The sequence below is a fragment of the uncultured Vibrio sp. genome (assembly GCF_947488985.1).
Taxonomy (GTDB): domain Bacteria; phylum Pseudomonadota; class Gammaproteobacteria; order Enterobacterales; family Vibrionaceae; genus Vibrio.
In genome coordinates, this window is the sequence record NZ_CANLBV010000084.1 from 1 (window position 1) to 17102 (window position 17102).

Annotated in this window: 13 protein-coding genes and 1 pseudogene; 7 read left to right on the forward strand and 7 right to left on the reverse strand. The window is 44.9% G+C overall.

Annotated elements, in window-relative coordinates; translation table 11 throughout:
• Positions 1-146: 146 nt before the first annotated feature.
• Complete coding sequence (locus Q1A70_RS15415; protein ID WP_299693461.1) at positions 147-953, reverse strand: DUF2989 domain-containing protein; 807 nt, start codon at positions 951-953, stop codon at positions 147-149.
• Between the two features lie 113 nt (positions 954-1066).
• On the opposite strand from Q1A70_RS15415, the gene Q1A70_RS15420 reads away from it, so the two are divergent.
• Positions 1067-1354 carry a DUF1315 family protein gene (locus Q1A70_RS15420; RefSeq protein ID WP_299693458.1) on the forward strand — a complete coding sequence of 96 codons (288 nt, stop codon included), beginning with the start codon at positions 1067-1069 and terminating at the stop codon, positions 1352-1354.
• Positions 1355-1491: 137 nt separating this feature from the next.
• Here the strand turns inward: Q1A70_RS15420 and ansA are convergent, their stop codons facing one another.
• Positions 1492-2508, reverse strand: a complete 1017-nt coding sequence (gene ansA, locus Q1A70_RS15425; RefSeq protein ID WP_299693455.1) for an asparaginase — start codon at positions 2506-2508, stop codon at positions 1492-1494.
• Positions 2509-2625: 117 nt separating this feature from the next.
• Entirely contained in the window at positions 2626-4476 is a 1851-nt protein-coding gene (gene sppA / locus Q1A70_RS15430) for a signal peptide peptidase SppA (protein ID WP_299693452.1), read from the reverse strand.
• Between the two features lie 279 nt (positions 4477-4755).
• Here sppA and Q1A70_RS15435 point away from each other — a divergent pair, with 279 nt between their 5' ends.
• The 3 genes from Q1A70_RS15435 to Q1A70_RS15445 all read left to right on the forward strand — a co-directional run bounded on the left by Q1A70_RS15435 (position 4756) and on the right by Q1A70_RS15445 (position 9695).
• Positions 4756-6765 carry an NADPH-dependent 2,4-dienoyl-CoA reductase gene (locus Q1A70_RS15435; RefSeq protein ID WP_299693449.1) on the forward strand — a complete coding sequence of 670 codons (2010 nt, stop codon included), beginning with the start codon at positions 4756-4758 and terminating at the stop codon, positions 6763-6765.
• 253 nt (positions 6766-7018) lie between these two features.
• Entirely contained in the window at positions 7019-7567 is a 549-nt protein-coding gene (locus Q1A70_RS15440) for an NAD(P)H nitroreductase (protein ID WP_299693446.1), read from the forward strand.
• A 115-nt stretch (positions 7568-7682) separates the two neighbouring features.
• Positions 7683-9695, forward strand: coding sequence for a DNA topoisomerase III (locus Q1A70_RS15445; protein WP_299693443.1), 2013 nt, complete (start codon positions 7683-7685; stop codon positions 9693-9695).
• An 18-nt stretch (positions 9696-9713) separates the two neighbouring features.
• Here Q1A70_RS15445 and Q1A70_RS15450 read toward each other — a convergent pair whose 3' ends face one another.
• Positions 9714-10715, reverse strand: coding sequence for a DUF3080 domain-containing protein (locus Q1A70_RS15450; RefSeq protein ID WP_299693440.1), 1002 nt, complete (start codon positions 10713-10715; stop codon positions 9714-9716).
• A 7-nt stretch (positions 10716-10722) separates the two neighbouring features.
• Positions 10723-11409 (reverse strand): SDR family oxidoreductase, encoded by a 687-nt coding sequence (locus Q1A70_RS15455; RefSeq protein WP_299693438.1) that lies wholly within the window; start codon positions 11407-11409, stop codon positions 10723-10725.
• Positions 11410-11670: 261 nt separating this feature from the next.
• Between Q1A70_RS15455 and Q1A70_RS15460 the strand changes: the two genes are divergently transcribed.
• The 3 genes and pseudogenes from Q1A70_RS15460 (at position 11671) to Q1A70_RS15470 (ending at position 14774) form a co-directional block, all read left to right on the forward strand.
• A complete protein-coding gene (locus tag Q1A70_RS15460) occupies positions 11671-12591 on the forward strand; it encodes a histone deacetylase (RefSeq protein WP_299693435.1) in 921 nt (306 codons plus the stop codon).
• A gap of 192 nt (positions 12592-12783) precedes the next feature.
• Positions 12784-13308: pseudogene (locus tag Q1A70_RS15465) on the forward strand (methyl-accepting chemotaxis protein); the annotation flags it as partial.
• An 89-nt stretch (positions 13309-13397) separates the two neighbouring features.
• Complete coding sequence (locus Q1A70_RS15470; protein ID WP_299693432.1) at positions 13398-14774, forward strand: serine hydrolase domain-containing protein; 1377 nt, start codon at positions 13398-13400, stop codon at positions 14772-14774.
• A 689-nt stretch (positions 14775-15463) separates the two neighbouring features.
• Here the strand turns inward: Q1A70_RS15470 and Q1A70_RS20880 are convergent.
• Both Q1A70_RS20880 and Q1A70_RS15475 read right to left on the reverse strand, forming a co-directional pair.
• The gene (locus Q1A70_RS20880; RefSeq protein ID WP_363318255.1) at positions 15464-16309 is read right to left on the reverse strand and encodes an EamA family transporter; all 846 of its coding nucleotides are present in this window, start codon (positions 16307-16309) and stop codon (positions 15464-15466) included.
• 49 nt (positions 16310-16358) lie between these two features.
• The gene (locus Q1A70_RS15475) at positions 16359-16919 is read right to left on the reverse strand and encodes a Crp/Fnr family transcriptional regulator (RefSeq protein ID WP_299693429.1); all 561 of its coding nucleotides are present in this window, start codon (positions 16917-16919) and stop codon (positions 16359-16361) included.
• Between the last annotated feature and the right edge of the window lie 183 nt (positions 16920-17102).

Genomic DNA, 17102 nt, shown 5'->3' on the forward strand with positions numbered 1-17102 from the left:
TGAGGGAGATTTGCTTAGAGTGACTAGGCTACTTCCCCCTCGCCGCGATTAAAACGCTTTAATCTCGAACAAAATTTGACCGCGAAAGGTCAACGCGCCCTATTTTGCCGCATATAAAATGTGTAAATGCCGAGCTTTAAACTGAATCAATCGCTGGGGAGTATCGAAGGGGTATATTGGCCATTTTTGATGGCTTTGATGATGTTATCTGCGTCTTGGTTTAGCTGTTTGTACACTGGCTTTTCAAATCGGTACATCACGCTGAGCTCGGCTTCAGAGGCAATAGGCACCTTAAACTCGTTCGCGACCATTGCCCATAAATACGCTTTCTCCATATGACCTAGGCTATGGTTGATACTCGCCATTGATTTGAAGATTTCTGTGTTGATATCTGAACCATTAGAAAGCGTTAGTGCATTATTGAGTAGCTTGAGTGTTTTGGCATGATCTCTGGTGGTATAGAAAGTGGCTAAGGCATATTGCATCTCAGGCGTGTTCAAGATTTCTTTGCCTTCCAGTTGTAAGAAGCGACGCCTTGCGTGGGTATCGCCTGTCTGCGACCACAGAAAATAGAGTGTTTCTGGTGCGTCGGATTGGGATAATTCAGAAATAATTTTGTCCGACTCTTCAATGCTGTGCATTAAAGCGGTAAAGCGGCGTTCTTGAAGCCGAGATTGATCGATTGTCTCAATTTGTGCCGCCAGCTCTAGGCATTTTGTATAGGCAGCAACGAGTTGAAACTCTTTGATCTTATTGTGTTCAGTTGGTTGTTTTTGAACTTCAAAGCGATGCCATATGAGGTCGGTGCGGGCGATACGGCACTGACCGTCATTCAAGTTTAACTGTTCACACTGCAGCGCAGGGTTACTTTGACACAGTTCGTCGGTATTTTTGTTTCCTTCAAGACACCCTGTGAGAGCAAGAGGTACGATGCCCGCGACCCACCATTTCATAATCTTCATGTTCCTTCACTTGTGATCAAATACGCTTATTTTCGCCGAGGTTCTTGACTCAATCTTCTCACAGGTTACTTTCTGGTGAAAATTGTTAACACTAAGGCTTTATCATGGATGCAGAACAACTTCTTAGCGCAATGACGCCCGAGGTCTACGAACGTTTAACCTACGCCGTTGAAACGGGTAAATGGCCAGAAGGGATAGCGCTCTCTAAAGCACAGCGTGACTCGTGCATGCAAGCGGTTATGTTATACCAATCGAAACATAACGCGGAAGCTCAACACATGACAATTGCAGCTGGTGGTGAAATTAGCTTTAAGTCTAAGTCTGAACTCAAGAAACAGTTTAAGTCAGATCAAGACGATATTGTTAGGGTTAACCCGAATCATACGCTTTAAATTACAACAAAGGGGTGGCATTGTGCCACCCCTTTTAATGTTAAGCCGTTTATTTATAAGCAGTAAAACGATTTAGCTCACGTTAAACCGTTTTATTCGCATTCAAGCGTTTTATTTATTCGCATTTGAGTGAAGGCTTACAAGCTCATCTCACCACGTAACACTTTTTGCATTTGAGTCTTCACTTCTTCGTAGCTCAAGTTTTGGCTTAACAGATAGTGTAACTTTGCCAGTGCCGCTTCTGGGGTCATATCATAACCACTGATCACGCCTGCTTCTGCCAGCGCACAACCCGTTGCGTATCCCCCCATATTGACCTTACCTGCGAGACACTGAGTTAGGTTAACGACGATGACACCTCGCTCTGACGCCTCTTTTAAGTGCTGAAGCAGTTCTGGATTTTGTGGTGCATTACCCACCCCAAATGTCAGTAAGATCATGGCGTTTACTGGTTGCAGCAGTGTGTTACGGATCACTTCATGCGAGATACCAGGATACATAGTGATCACGCCGATCGGTTGCGGAGTAATGTGATGAACCTTGAAAGCGCCCTCAGGCTGCTCGTTGACCACAACATTGTTGCTGAGTTGGATATTAATACCCGCTTCTAACAACGGATTTAGGTTTGGAGAGGTGAACGCATTAAAGCCATCAGCATGTGATTTGGTGCTGCGATTACCACGCATCAATTTGTTGTTGAAAAATAGTGTGACTTCATTGATCGGGTAGTTTGCCGCAATATGCAGTGCATTCAGCAGGTTTGCTTGGCCGTCGGAGCGTAGCTCTGCTAAGGGGATCTGAGAGCCCGTTACAATCACGGGTTTACCAAGGTTTTCAAGCATGAAAGACAGCGCAGAAGCGGTGTAAGCCATAGTGTCAGTGCCATGCAAGATCACGAAACCATCGTATTTATCGTAGTTCGCGCGGATATCATCAGCGATAGTCTGCCAATCAAGTGGCGTCATATCTGAAGAATCCATTAATGGCGAGTATTCATGCACGGTGTACTCAGGCATCTCTGGGCGATGGAATTCAGGCATACCAGCGAGCTGATTGTCCATGAACCCAGCAACAGGGACGTAGCCGTGGTCAATTGACTTTTTCATGCCAATTGTGCCACCGGTGTACGCGATATAGATATGTTTTCTTTCCATGGCGATTAATACTTAGTGTGAGGTAGGGAACAGGTCGGCGATTATAGCGAATTGTCATGCAATAAAAAGAGGTACCTTATAAAAGGTACCTCTTGATTATAGAGCATTCGAGCTAATTTATTGAACTTGGCAGTTTAAGCAAAATGCGTATCGGCCTTGTGGGTCGTTAAAGCTACCGAGCAGTTGGCTGTCTTGGGCTAGTTGTCTAGTCACAGGCTGTAAACTGCTTGGTATCATTGATTGAATATCAAGACCCAATGACATCTTAACTTGGTTCATAAAATCTTGAATAATTTGTTCAGTGGCTGAGAGCGGTTCCTCTACCCAATAGATATTGTAGCTCTCTAGTTCTGCCAATGAGGCTGCGGTTGCAACTGCATCGTCAAAATCACCAATCTCATCCACAAGCCCTTTCTGAATCGCATCTTGACCCGTCCAAACTCGGCCTTGAGCTATTTGATCAACGGCATTGATATCCATGCCGCGATTTTCTCCAACCAAGCTAATGAATCGGTGATAGCCATTTTCAATGCCCATTTGGAACGCGTCTTTCGCGCCGTCGCTTAGTCCAGTTGTAAGGCCAAGGCCTGAGAATGGTGAAGTGCCAACGCCGTCTGTGTAAACACCCATGTCATTCAACCCTTTTTCAAAGGTTGTGATCACACTGAAGATACCAATCGAACCAGTTAATGTGGTAGGTTGAGCTAAGATTTTATCTGCGCCCATCGAGATCCAATAACCACCAGAGGCGGCAAGGCTAGACATTGAAACTACAACCGGTTTACCGGCTTGCTGGATAGCGGTTATTTCATTGCGAATCACCTCGGAAGCAAAGGCACTGCCACCTGGGCTGTCGACTCGCAGCACCACGGCTTTTACTTTATCGTCGTTGCGAGCTTGGCGAAGCAGGGCGGCAGTGGTATCACCACCAACCGTACCACGCGGCTGCTTACCGTCCATGATCGCGCCGCTCGCTACAATCACAGCAACATCGTTTGCTTCACTGATCATCTCTGGCAGCATGGTTGCGCGGTATTGGTAATAACCCAACGCGTTGTAGCTGTCTTGACCATCACTGCCAAACACGTCTGCGAGCTCGAGTCGAACTTGTTGGCGTGTCGCTAGCTCATCTACTAGCCCCAGTTTCTCTGCCAGTTTTGCAATGTCACCATCAACAGACTCCAATTCTTTTAAGAATGTGTCCATGCTCGGGTTGAGAGTTTGCGCATCGATTTGGCGGTTGTGGCTGACATCATCAACGTATGCTCCCCATAATTGGCCTAACCAACGAGCAGCGGATTGTTTTGCTTCATCTGACATGTCGTCGCGGATGAAAGGTTCGATAGCTGACTTATAGGTGCCGACGCGGAATACGTGCGTGTTAACGTCGAGTTTTTCTAACAGGGTTTTGTAATACAGCGAATATGCACTGTAGCCTTTGAGTAGCACCCCGCCATCAGGTGATAAGAAGACTTTAGTTGCGTAGCTGGCTAGGTAGTATTGGCTTTGGTTATAAAAGTCACCGACTGCGTAAATCGGTTTGCCCGTCGCCTTAAACTCGTTGAGTGCTTTGGCAATGTAGCGCAGCTTAGTTAGATTGGTTTCGGGTAACTCTTTGAGTGCTAAAACGATACCCGTAATGTTTTCATCATCTTTGGCGTAGCGAATAGTTTCAACGATATCAAAAAGAATGTTCTCTTTTGGTAGGTCTTTGCCAAACAATGATCCAGTGACTGAATCCATCGGATTGATATAGCGGCTTTGCTCGACAATAGGACCAGACAGGTTAAGTACCAGAGCCGATTGCTGTGGAACGGTAGGTGGCGCTGTGTCTGAGTGGAAGAACACAAAGTAAATAAGGGCGATACTGAGTAAAAAGAACAGGTTAACCAGCGCAAGACGCACAAACGTGATGAGCTTCCAAATCCCTTTAAAAATCATGCCTATAAATTTGAATATTTTTTTCATTCTGTCTCCGCAGTGAGATCACGTCGCTTTAACAAGCTGTAGTGCCATTAATCTCAATAATATGAATTGCTTAGTATCCTACGACAATTCTCAAGCTCAAACTACACCAACCATTGTTAATCAATATATATTGTTATTAAGTGTAGACAGGTTAGGGGCTGTTGACCGATGAATATGCCCTGTACTATGATCGGTGTTACAAAAATGTAAACAGCTGTTTGAATTGTTGATGGTTGAAAGATATCGTGGTCAGACCACGAAGATAATAAAACAGAAGTGATGTCAGCCATGTACCCACATTTACTTGAACCACTCGACCTTGGATTTACTCAGTTACGTAACCGTGTATTGATGGGATCAATGCACACCGGCTTAGAAGAAAATAAAGAAGGCTTGCATAAACTGGCCGCGTTTTACGAAGAGCGTGCAAAAGGAGGCGTTGGTCTTATTGTGACGGGCGGGTTTTCTCCCAATTTACGTGGCAGATTGACCCCATTTAGTGCTGAATTCAGTAAAGTTAAGCACGCCAAAGCGCATCAAGTGGTCACCGAAGCCGTGCACAGGCATGGCGGTAAAATTGCCCTTCAGTTGCTGCATGCTGGCCGCTATGCCATGCACCCATTCGCGCAAAGTGCTTCTGGTATTAAAGCGCCAATTGCCAAGTTTGCACCGAGTGAGATGAGCCCTCGTCAAATTAAGAAGACCATTGGTGCCTTTGCCAATAGTGCAGAGTTAGCGCAAGTTGCGGGCTATGACGGCATTGAGATTATGGGCTCTGAAGGCTATTTGATTAACCAATTCATCTGTAAGCGTACCAACATGCGTTACGACGAATGGGGTGGCTCTTATGAGAAACGTATGCGTTTCCCGCTAGAGATCATTAAGTCAATTCGTAAAGCGGTTGGTGATGATTTCATTATTATTTTCCGACTGTCGATGCTGGATCTGGTTGAGCAGGGCAGTACGTTTGAAGATGTTGTGCTGCTGGCGCAAAAGCTAGAAGGAGCGGGTGTCACTATCATCAATACCGGTATTGGTTGGCATGAAGCCCGTGTTCCGACTATCGCAACACAAGTGCCAAGAGGTGCATTCTCTTGGGTGACGGAAAAAGTGAAACCGCATGTGTCGATCCCTGTTGTGACATGTAACCGAATCAATACGCCGGAAGAGGCCGAACGTATTTTGAGTTCAGGACAGGCCGACATGGTTTCCATGGCTCGCCCTTTCTTAGCGGACCCTGATTTTGTCAATAAAGCCGCTCAAGACCAAGCTCAGTTCATCAACACCTGTATAGGCTGTAATCAAGCTTGCCTTGATAACGTGTTTAAAGGTAAGCGAGCGAGCTGCTTGGTTAACCCGCGTGCCTGTTATGAGACCGAAATTGTTGTTCAGCCAGCAGAGGCGGCGAAGATAATTGCTGTTGTCGGCGCAGGCCCTGCAGGTTTAGCCTGTGCAACCACGCTAGCGCAGCGGGGGCACAAGGTGGATCTGCTGGAGAAGAATGATCGTATCGGTGGTCAATTTAGACTGGCCATGCAGATACCGGGTAAGGAAGAATTTAGAGAGACCATTCGTTACTTTGCTAACCAACTTGATGCCGCAGGTGTTAACCTAAAATTGGATACTGAAGCCACGTTTGAGATGTTACTTAAGTACGATGAAGTGGTGATGGCGGCGGGTGTAGAGCCGAGAAAACTCGATATTGAGGGGATTGACCAAGAAAACGTGGTCGACTATCAAACCCTGATTCGCGAAAAGACCCCCGTAGGCGAAAAAGTCGCGATTGTTGGTGCTGGTGGTATTGGTGTCGATGTGGCAACCATGTTAACCGAGCCTACCTCTCACAGCTTGGATGACTGGCTGCATGAATGGGGCATTGATAAGAATATGGAGCACCCCGGCGGGCTTTATCCTTACCCTGATTCGTTCAGTGATAAAACGGTTTGGGTGATGCAACGCAAAGCGGGTCGCGTTGGTAAAGGCCCAGGTAAAACTACAGGCTGGATACATAAACGTACCCTAGAAAAACGAGGTGTAAATCTACTTGGCGGCGTGAGTTACAACAAAATTGATGATAAAGGCCTGCATATCAGCGTTGGTGAGAAAGCACAGGTGCTCGATGCCGATTCTGTGATTGTGTGTGCGGGCCAAGTGTCAGTTCGTCCATTCGAAGATATGTGGCAAGAGTTTGGTGGCAAGCTGCACGTGATAGGCGGTGCCGATTACGCTGGTGAACTGGATGCGGTGCGAGCGATTCGTCAAGGTGTCGAGCTGGCGATTAAGCTTTAGGTTTAGTAATCAAGCTTTCAGTTTAGTCATTAAGCGTAAAGCATCGTCTAATACTCGGGTTTGATAATCCGGGAAAGTTAGAAGAGTTTAACTGGAAAGAATCGATAAACAAGGCTTCTAAGTCATAGATTTAGAAGCCTTTATTGTTTCAGAGGTTGGATACCATGACCACGTTGATGAGATTTATTATCGTTTGCGTTCTGTGCTAAAGTTCAACTATACAAACAATAAAAATTAGTAAGGACTTCAATTAATGGACGCTTTGGACCTATTGCTCAACAGACGCTCAATCGCCAAACTCTCTGATCCGGCACCTGAAGGTGTGGCGTTAGAAAACATCATCAAAGCAGGGCTGCGCGCTCCGGACCACGGGGCGCTAACACCGTGGCGCTTTGTTATCGCACAAGGTTCAGGGTTGCAGAAGCTTTCTGATATTTTGGTTAGAGCAGCCGAAGCTGATCACAGCGATGATGCGGTGATCGAGAAGGCAAAAAGAGCGCCGTTTCGCGCTCCAATGGTGATCACCGTGATTGCTAAAGTGACCGAGCACGAGAAAGTGCCCGCTATCGAACAGCACCTATCTGCCGGTTGTGCGGCGCAAGCCATGCAAATGGCCGCTGTTGCACAAGGCTTCCAAGGCTTTTGGCGCTCGGGTAAATGGATGTTCCATCCAGAAGTACACCAAGCATTTGGCCTAGAAGGTGACGACGAAATTGTTGGTTTCCTATACCTAGGCACGCCGGGTTGTATGCCAATGAAGGTGCCAGAACGCGACTTTTCTAAGTTCGTTGAGTTCTTATAAGGAAAACTGAAGCTTGAATAGTGGAATATTAACTGTATAAACAACCAGTTTTTCTTGATTTATTAGGGCCACATTAGATAATGTGGCCCTAATTGTTTGTAGCATCTGGAAAAACATGTCTCGCCTTATTATTGCTGAAAAACCAAGCCTAGGCCGCGCGATCGCCGCTGCATTACCTAATCCACAAAAGAAAGACCAAGGGTTTATCAAATGTGGCAATGGGGATGTGGTGACTTGGTGTATTGGGCACTTATTGGAGCAGGTTGAGCCGGATGCTTATGATGACCGGTATAAAAAGTGGAACTTAGCCGACCTTCCGATTGTGCCAGAGCAATGGCAGCTAAGACCTCGTAAGACATCGAGCAAACAGCTCACGGTGATCCGAAAGCTATTGAAGGATGCGACCCAAATTGTCCATGCGGGTGACCCGGATAGAGAAGGGCAGCTGCTGGTGGATGAAGTGATTGATTACTGCAAAGTCTCTAAGGCTAAGAAAGAGTCGATGGACAGGCTACTGATCAGTGATTTGAACTTACCTGCCGTAAAGCGTGCGCTCTCTCAAATGCGCAGCAACCGTGACTTTATCCCACTGTCCATTTCTGCATTAGCGCGCTCTAGAGCCGATTGGTTGTATGGCATGAACATGACTCGCGCTTATACCTTGCTTGGTCAAAAAGCGGGTTACCAAGGCGTCTTGTCTGTCGGGCGTGTGCAAACACCAGTGCTTGGTTTGGTGGTGAGACGTGATGAAGAGATCGAAAACTTCATTCCTAAAGACTATTTCACTCTGCATGCATTGATCCCTTACCAAAACAACGGTCAGAGCTTTGATATTCGTGCTCGTTGGAAGCCAAGCGAAGCATGTAAGCCGTGGCAAGACGAAGAAGGCCGTGTACTTAATCGCAAGTTGGTTGAGAACGTTGCACAGCGAATCGCGAACCAACCTGCAACTGTGACGGAATCAGAGCAAAAGCAAAGTAAACAAGCCGCGCCGCTTCCTTATTCGTTGTCTGCGTTGCAGATTGATGCGTCAAAACGTTTTGGCATGAGTGCTCAGCAGGTGTTAGACACTTGCCAGTCTTTGTATGAGAAGCACAAACTCATTACTTACCCACGTTCTGATAGTCGTTACCTCCCTAAAGAACACTACTCTCAGCGAGAGTCGATCGTAGACGCCATCGCTAACAATGCGAAAGAGCTGCAAAGTGGTGCTCAAGGTGCGGACCTTTCACTTAAATCAAAAGCATGGAACGACAGCAAGGTCGATGCTCACCACGCGATTATCCCTACTCCGAAGAAATCATCGGTAAATGGTTTGTCTGCCAATGAGATGAAAATCTATCAACAAATCGCCCGCCAGTATCTGATGCAGTTCTACCCATCGGCTGTTTTTGCGGATGCTAAGCTGGTCTTTGATATCGCTGGTGGCGTATTCATTGCGAAAGGGCGTCAGCTTATCAACTCCGGTTGGAAAGTGTTGACGGGCAAAACCGACACCGAAGAGAAAGGCGATGGCATGGATACAGTTCCTCCATTGGATAAAGGAACCGTGCTCACGTGTCGTGAAGGGGTGATTGGCGATAAGAAAACCGAACCGCCAAAACACTTTACAGAAGCGACATTGCTGCAAGCGATGACGGGTATCGCGCGCTTTGTCGCGAACAAAGACCTGAAAGCCATTTTGAAAGAGACAGACGGTCTTGGAACAGAAGCAACCCGTGCGGGCATTCTAGATACGCTATTTAAAAGGCAGTTGCTAACGCGTCAAGGTAAGAGCATACATAGTAGCCCTGCTGGTAGAGGCTTGATTCATGCCTTACCGGAGGACTCGACCTTCCCCGACATGACGGCACACTGGGAACACCAGTTGCAAGGCATGGCTGAGCGTAACCAAGCGTATCAACCTTTCATGCAAGCGCTGGAAAGCAAGATAGATGGCTTGATGGGTAAAGTGAAAACGGGAGAAGTTCCTGAATCACTCCGCCACCTTCCTAAAGTCGAAAGACCAGCGTTTAAACGTCGTAAAGGCGGTGGTGCGAAGAAGTCTTATGCCAAGAACGGTTCGTATGCTAAGAATGGTTCGTACGCTAAGAAAGGCACTTCCGCTAAAAAGGGCACTAAGAGCTAGTACTTATCGGTAGAGGGGTTAACGTCCAACTTTACGCCCACAACGCTTAAACAACTGTTGCCAATAGTCGACATGGTGACGAGTCGATGCTCGAAAAGCTTGATGTGTATCTTGAATGGGAAAGTAATAATTGTGCAGTTCAGGTTGTGCGTTAAACATCACGAGTTGCGGGGCTAACTGCTGATAGTAGCCATCTAGCAGCGCTATGTAGGGCTGTACCTTACCAATGTATTGTTGCTCGAACACATTGTTGAGGTAGCGAAACTTGGTTGTGTCTCGCTGCTTCCCACAGATGATATTGTCATCAAAAGTTGTCAGTTGTTTGGTGATGATATCCAGCTCTGCCGAAGCTCGAGCCAGCGAGTAGTACAAATCACCAAGCGTTGAACTCTTCTCTAGTACTTCTTGAACCTCAGTGGTCTTGCCGGAAACGAGCGATGTGTTTAACGCTTGATTGATATGTGCTAGGGCATCACGCGTTTGTCGTACTTGATCGCCGATATCAGCGCGTAACCACTGACTACCACGCATCTGAGACTGCATCGCATCGCTGGCATATATCAGATTCCATTGGTGCAGCGGAAACTGTGTGAGCTTCTGTTGCTCGATTTCTGTTAGTAGCTCTACGATCTCTGAGTCTAATTCATTACCGGATAAACATTTACCCACGCCTTCCAGTAGAGCGACTTGATAATCGTAGTTGCGAAACTCGTCCGCGACTTTTCCGAGCACTGAATTCCTTTCGGCAATCAGGTTGAACAATCCACATTGGCGAAGCTGGTAGCTGTCGATGAGTCCGATAGAGAGCGAAGGTACATCCAGTAACAGTTCTCGCTTTCTCGGTAGGCTTTCAAATTCCCAGTTATCTTTTATCTCGTCAGCATCCAGTACTCTGGCTACTTTAGTTTGATAGTCGTCGAATAAGTCACCGGGGCCTTCCCCAAAACACCCACCGAGCACCACGGTTAACAAAACCAGTGGTGAGCGTCGCAGTAAATTTGAAAGAAGGCGATGATTCATGGAGAGCCTACCAGTCTATTTCAGTGCCATCGAAATTGAAGAAGTGACCACTTACTTCGGTATTGGCAGATTCGATGACTTTGATAAGGCCTGATGCCGAAGTGTCTGTGTCGATTAGAGCATTTGGCCCACCCATTTCAGTCTGTACCCAACCTGGATGCAGCGCTAACACGGTAAAGCCATTATCGGTTAGGTCGTTGCTTAAACTCTTCACAACGGAGTTAAGAGCCGCTTTAGAGGAACGATAGATGTAGCCGCCGCCAGAGGTGTTCTCTGTCATGCTGCCTACTCGAGAAGACAAGCAAGCGACCTTTTTTACGTCACTGTTTTCTAGAACAGGTAATAGCGTTTCGACAAGCTTCAATGGCGCAATCGTATTGACTTCAAAAACACGTCGCCACTCTTCTACGTCGGTATTACCTAGTCCGTAACCTTTTGGCCCATAGTAGCCAGCATTGTTAATTAAGATATCTATCGACGGAATTTGAGAGGGAAGTTGGCTCACCGCTCGGTAATCGGTTATTTCTAACTGAATGCAGGTTAGGTCGCTGTTGTGGCCTGCGAGCGAGAGCAGTTCTGTTGCTGAAGCGGCGTCACGGTAAGTTGCATACACCTTGTGATTACCTTTCAAGTATTGTTGAGTCAGACTTAAGCCAATGCCGCGGTTCGCTCCAGTAATAAAAATAACGCTCATGGTGATTCCTTTTTAGTTCAATTAGTTAAGTTTGATGGCTTAACACGAGAAAATCAACGGTCCACCAACTGGCCATTGGGATTCCCACAAAAATCATTACTGCAGCCGTCGAGACGCAGATCACCCCAAGGATGAGTATTACGTTTTTCATTATTGCCTCTAAAATGGATTTGAGATAATGATAATTGTTATCACTGATTAAGGTTGTCGCCAAGTCTGAGGCTGTTATGATTTTGAGAAAGATACTCAATTAACTTGATTATGATTCCTTTAATTTACCACCCAATCTATTCGCAACTGCCTTTACCTGAAGGTCACCGTTATCCGATTAACAAATATCAGTTGTTACACAGTGCTGTTGAGGCGCTAATGGATAGCAAACCCTTGTGGAAGAGCAAGTTTGAAGTGTTCCAACCAACGCCTGTTTCGGTTGAGCAAGTAAAACAGGTACACGATAGCGAGTATGTGGATTTGCTTGTTTCTGGAAACCTGCCAGCGGCAAAGATGAGGCGTATTGGCTTTCCGTGGAGTGAGCAACTTATTGAAAGAACACTCTATTCCAGCGGAGGAACTTGCTTGGCCGCAGAAATGGCGATAGAGAGTGGTTTAGCGATTCATTTGAGCGGTGGCTACCATCACGCGCATCATGACTTTGGCAGTGGCTTTTGTCTGTTGAATGATCTTGTATTAGCTGCAAAGCACGCGTTGACCTTTGAGCACATAGATAAGGTGTTGATTGTCGATAGTGATGTTCACCATGGCGATGGCACAGCGACTCTTTGCCAAGATAGCGATGAGATTATTACTCTGTCTTTCCACTGTGACAAAAACTTCCCTGCACGAAAGCCATTATCGGATTTAGATGTGCCACTAAGTCGCGAAACTGAAGATGAAGAATTTTTAAGGTGTTTCGAACAAGTTACCAAGCTGGCTATTGCCCATCACCAACCTGACCTTATCATCTATGATGCGGGCATCGACATCCATCAAGACGATGAACTGGGCTATTTGAATGTGTCTACACAAGGCATATTTGAACGCGACTGCTTGATGATCGGTTTAGCGAAATCAGACTCTATTCCGATGGCGTGTGTTGTTGGTGGTGGCTATCGAACAAAGCATGAAGATTTAGTACCGATTCATATGCAGCTTTTGAAAGCGGCTCATCATGTTTACGATTAACTTCTCAAATTAATCACTGAAACCTTAGCAAAAGGTGATAAAGACACAGCATATATCGCACCAAAAAAGACACGACTTGCACCGTATTGATACGAAGAAAGTGCTTTTTATTAATTGGTTACGTATTTGTATGATTAATTCTGGTCTGTAAATTGCTTTACCCATGTGAATATAAAAACACAAGGGATGTAAGTGAACCTTACGGACATGGAACGCAGTTGGCTTAAGTGGTTTGGCGCAACAGGAAAACTGGCAATGCGTAGAGCCTGTTTTCTGAATCGAAGTAGGACAGAAGAGCTCGAGCAAACATTTGAAAGTATCGCCCATACTCGAGTTCAACTTCTTCATAATTGGGTGAAGAACCAATGGGATTTTTTAGAAGACTCTGCCGTTTATTTGGCAAGCCGAACGGAAGAGCAGGCGGAAGGTACATTATCAAGTCTTCTTAAACGCGGCACGGATTTCTCTGAGTTGGCGATCGTCGATGCAAAAGGTGTCGCGCAAGCATCGAGTTATCACGACCATATCGGAGCCACTCTCGCAGATAAGAAGGCTTTAGTCGAAGGAGCATCGAAGCGTTATCTCCACGGGCCGTATATGGACCCACGCACGTTGAACGTAGGGGCATCGAGCTCATCGTTTCATGATCAAGTCACGCTTATGTTCTATGTGCCCTTTTCTCGGGACGAAGGGACGCAGCTGTTCTTATGTGGTCGTGACATGAAATGTACTTTTAGAGGCAAGTGTATTAACCTCCTATCTATACAGAACGTGTAAATTAACCTCATAATTAAGGAAAAAGCTCTATGAAAACCAAGCTCATGCCATATGTTATTTCAGGACTGAGTGCAGCTCCAATGATGGCCAGTGCCAATCCTTCCGTTGAAGAAGTATTGAAAGAATACTTATCTGTCCCTGGTGCAGCCGTTACGATGCCAGTATCAGCTGCAAAGTCTGGCTTTACTCATGACTTCGTGCTCGATGCACATAAGAAGTTTAACAACTTCCACTATCAAATGGGCGGCGATCACGCGCTCTATTACAACGCACGTCTGGCGGAGTTCTTAGGCACGGCGCTGTCTCAACCTGCATCAAAGCCAGCTACACTAGAGGTAGCACCCGACGCAAGGATTGGCAAAGTCACATTTGATACGAAAAATAGTGGCACATTAACATTGGACGATTATGTGGTTCATGAACATCACAGAGTTCAGGGTGTCATGATGATACATAAAGGGAAAATTGTGTATCAAGCCTACCCTGGCATGAATCCGGATGATTATCATGTCTGGATGTCAGCGGCGAAATCAACCGTAGGATTGGTGGTATCGCAATTGATTGATGAAGGTAAACTGGATATTGATGCATCGATTGTCAATTATGTCCCAGAGTTAAAAGGAACGAACTGGGAGCAAGTCAGCGTTAAAAATGCCCTGAATATGTCAACGGGCTTAAAACTTGAAGAGACACTGGAGTCTATTCTTGATCCAAATTCTATTATTGTTCGCTTTTTCTCTGCGGAGTTTGGGGTTCCAGCTCCAGGTGCCGATAAAGTAGAAAATTGGTTAGATGTTGTAAAGCAAGCTGAGATCATCGAAGGTGAAGCTCCAGGAACTGTAAATCGATACAGCTCCGCAACCACGACAGTGCTTAACTACATGGTTGAGCGTATCGAGAATAAGCCATGGTCTGATGTTTTTGAAGAGAGGGTATGGAGTAAGCTTGGTGCCGATAAAGCGATTCAGTTTAACCTTACGCCTGAAGGTACCGCTGTTGCTCATGGGTTAGTCTCTACGACGCTAGAAGACATGGCCAAGTATGGCGTTCTTTATACCCCGAGCTGGAATAAAGTGGCCTCAGAGCCTGTTGTTCAAGTAAAACATTTATCGATTATGTACGATAATGCTAACACGGTGGAAGCTTTCGAAAAGGGCGGTAAATATGAAGGTCTTGTATCCGACTTCGTTGATGCGCCAATGACCAATACATTCCAATTTGACGCGATGTTCGAAGATGGTGCCTTATATAAGCATGGCAACCTTGGTCAGGGCATTTACATTGACCCTAAACGTGATTTCGTTGGTGTTTACTTCTCCTCGAACCCATATGTGCCACCGTACGGTGAAGATAAAATGATGGGTTACATTCGTGAAGCTGCAAAAGTGATTGCGGATAAAGAGTAACGAATGAATCTGTGGGCCTACTGAGCGTTAGGCCCACTTTATTTTGATTTAGTAGCTTTGGGCTTGTGTATCCGTGTTACTCGCCCATGAGTTGTGAAATTTCGGCTTCTGATAGTCTCTACAATTACGCTTAAACGTTCTTTAAATATCTCTGGTGTATCGTATGTGGAAACGGCCTTAATTGCTCTTCTAGCCTCTAGAGAGACTACCAGATTGCGTTCAATAGCTTGATATCGGTTAGTAGCTCCCAACGAGAATCGTATTTCACCTGGAAAGTCTTTATTTGGGAGTGATAGAGGGGGGTAGGTACGAGAGTAGTAAGTAGCGTTTCTATTTCTTGTTAGATACATGTTGTGAAACCTATTCGTGACACCTGCAAATCCTTAAATGTCAAATATGAAGAAGCCTTTGAAAATCAACGGGTTTTTCATTAAAAGTGGTGGGAGGTGGGATTTGAACCCTAGAAACTCCGATTCATTCGTTAAGTAACCTGATATCAACAACTTAATTATAACGCAGACTAAACTTGCTAATGATTGACTAACTAAGTTGACTATAGTTAGTGATTCGTAGCTAGGGGCGCTAGCTCAAAGCTGGACAATTGTAAGTTAAGCGTTTCAAACGTTAGTGATATCTTAGATGGGCATTATCCGCTAGCTAGAACCGACAACCCGATAATTGCCATACGACTAGCCGAAAAGTGTAATGGTTAAAGCTGACGCTATTAGCCCAAATATCGATATACAGAGTCTCTTTGTTACCGTCTCATTGTATTTATACCAACCAATCAAAATTGAAAACACAGTCGAGAATCGTCTTAGCGAAGATACAAAAGCAACGTTTCCTATCGAAGCAGCTTGATAAAATGTCAGTAAAGTTAGTAGGTGAGCCAGAGCGGGGACAATTAAAGAAGAAAAGTCCCTTAAACTTATAGTCGATGGCCGTATTCTGAGCAGAAAAGGCAAATAATATAAGAACATGACTAAGCATATGTGCGCCGTCCAATTAACAGCCCCAATCTGACCTGAACCATCTTTATGAATGATTGAGCTAAGTGACCAAAGCAAAACAACACATATCATGCTGTTTACCGCTTTATCTTTTATTATGCTTATTAGGTTTAAACTCTCACCATAAAATATAAAAAAGATCGCGGAAATTATTCCTATGAATCCAAACAAGGAAGGGACTTCATTGTAAAAAACAAAGTTTAAAACTAGCTGAAATACAGGAACAAAGCATAAAAGAGGAATGACTTTGGCTAAGGAGCCATTGCGCAAAGCTAAGAGATAAAATGTCATAGCAGCGGCATCAAGCGTGGCAGCCGATAACATCATTATCACTAGATCAACGTCGTAGTTCACCTTTTCGAGAATGAATATGGTGGATAGGCAAATAGGACAAATAATGAACAACATTATTGCTGTAGATTGTATTGCTGATAATTTAGATGTCGACTTTTTTAATGAGACATCCTTCGCGGTCAAAAAAACAGCAGATAGAAGAGAAAATAAAACCCACAAAATAGAGTTCACTAAGTAAAGAATTGTGGTTCTATGTTCTATTGAAATTCAATGGTGTTAATTAACAATTGTTAATGCGGTTTTTTATTCTTGATAAACTAACAGGGCTTATCCCCATGTAATTAGCGATATCAATGCTTGTTAAGTGCTTGACCCAATGGGGAAAATTGTTAACTAGATACTTGTATTTTTCTTCATGTGTATTGAGCAGAAAAAAACTTTCTTTTTTTTCTTTATAAATCAGTTGCTGCTCTAAAAGCTGAATTTTTGTGTTAACCCACTCTTGAGAATTAAATATACTCATTGGGATTTTGATGAATTCTACTTTAGTTAATGATTCAATTTGATAGCTAGACTCTCGATTCTCTATCCAACTCGAAAAAAGTATGCAAAGGCTTTGTGGAAAATAAAACTCCTTACATCGCTCTACTCCTGAATCGGAATAATGGCAGGCCTTCAAGATACCAGAGATCAAATAGAATGCATGGGTCTGCTCTTCGCCTTGACGTAGCAATACACAAGATTCATCGACTAAAGAAGTTGAAAACGTAGAAAAATAAAGTTCAGGATCAGCAATACCGAGTCCTTCAAAAAATGAGAATACGGATTCTATATTTGTCATATTACCTACAATATTTCCTTGGGACAAAATGCCTTTTAGATGCAACTGAAACTCTGAAAAGCACAGAGAGTCTGCAGTACGAAAGGCCTCTTTGACAGCACTGACAAGCGGCGTTTTTCAAGGTAGTTGTCATCATTTGCTTACTTATTAAGCAGCTTCTCTTTCTGGGTTTAGGTGTACTTC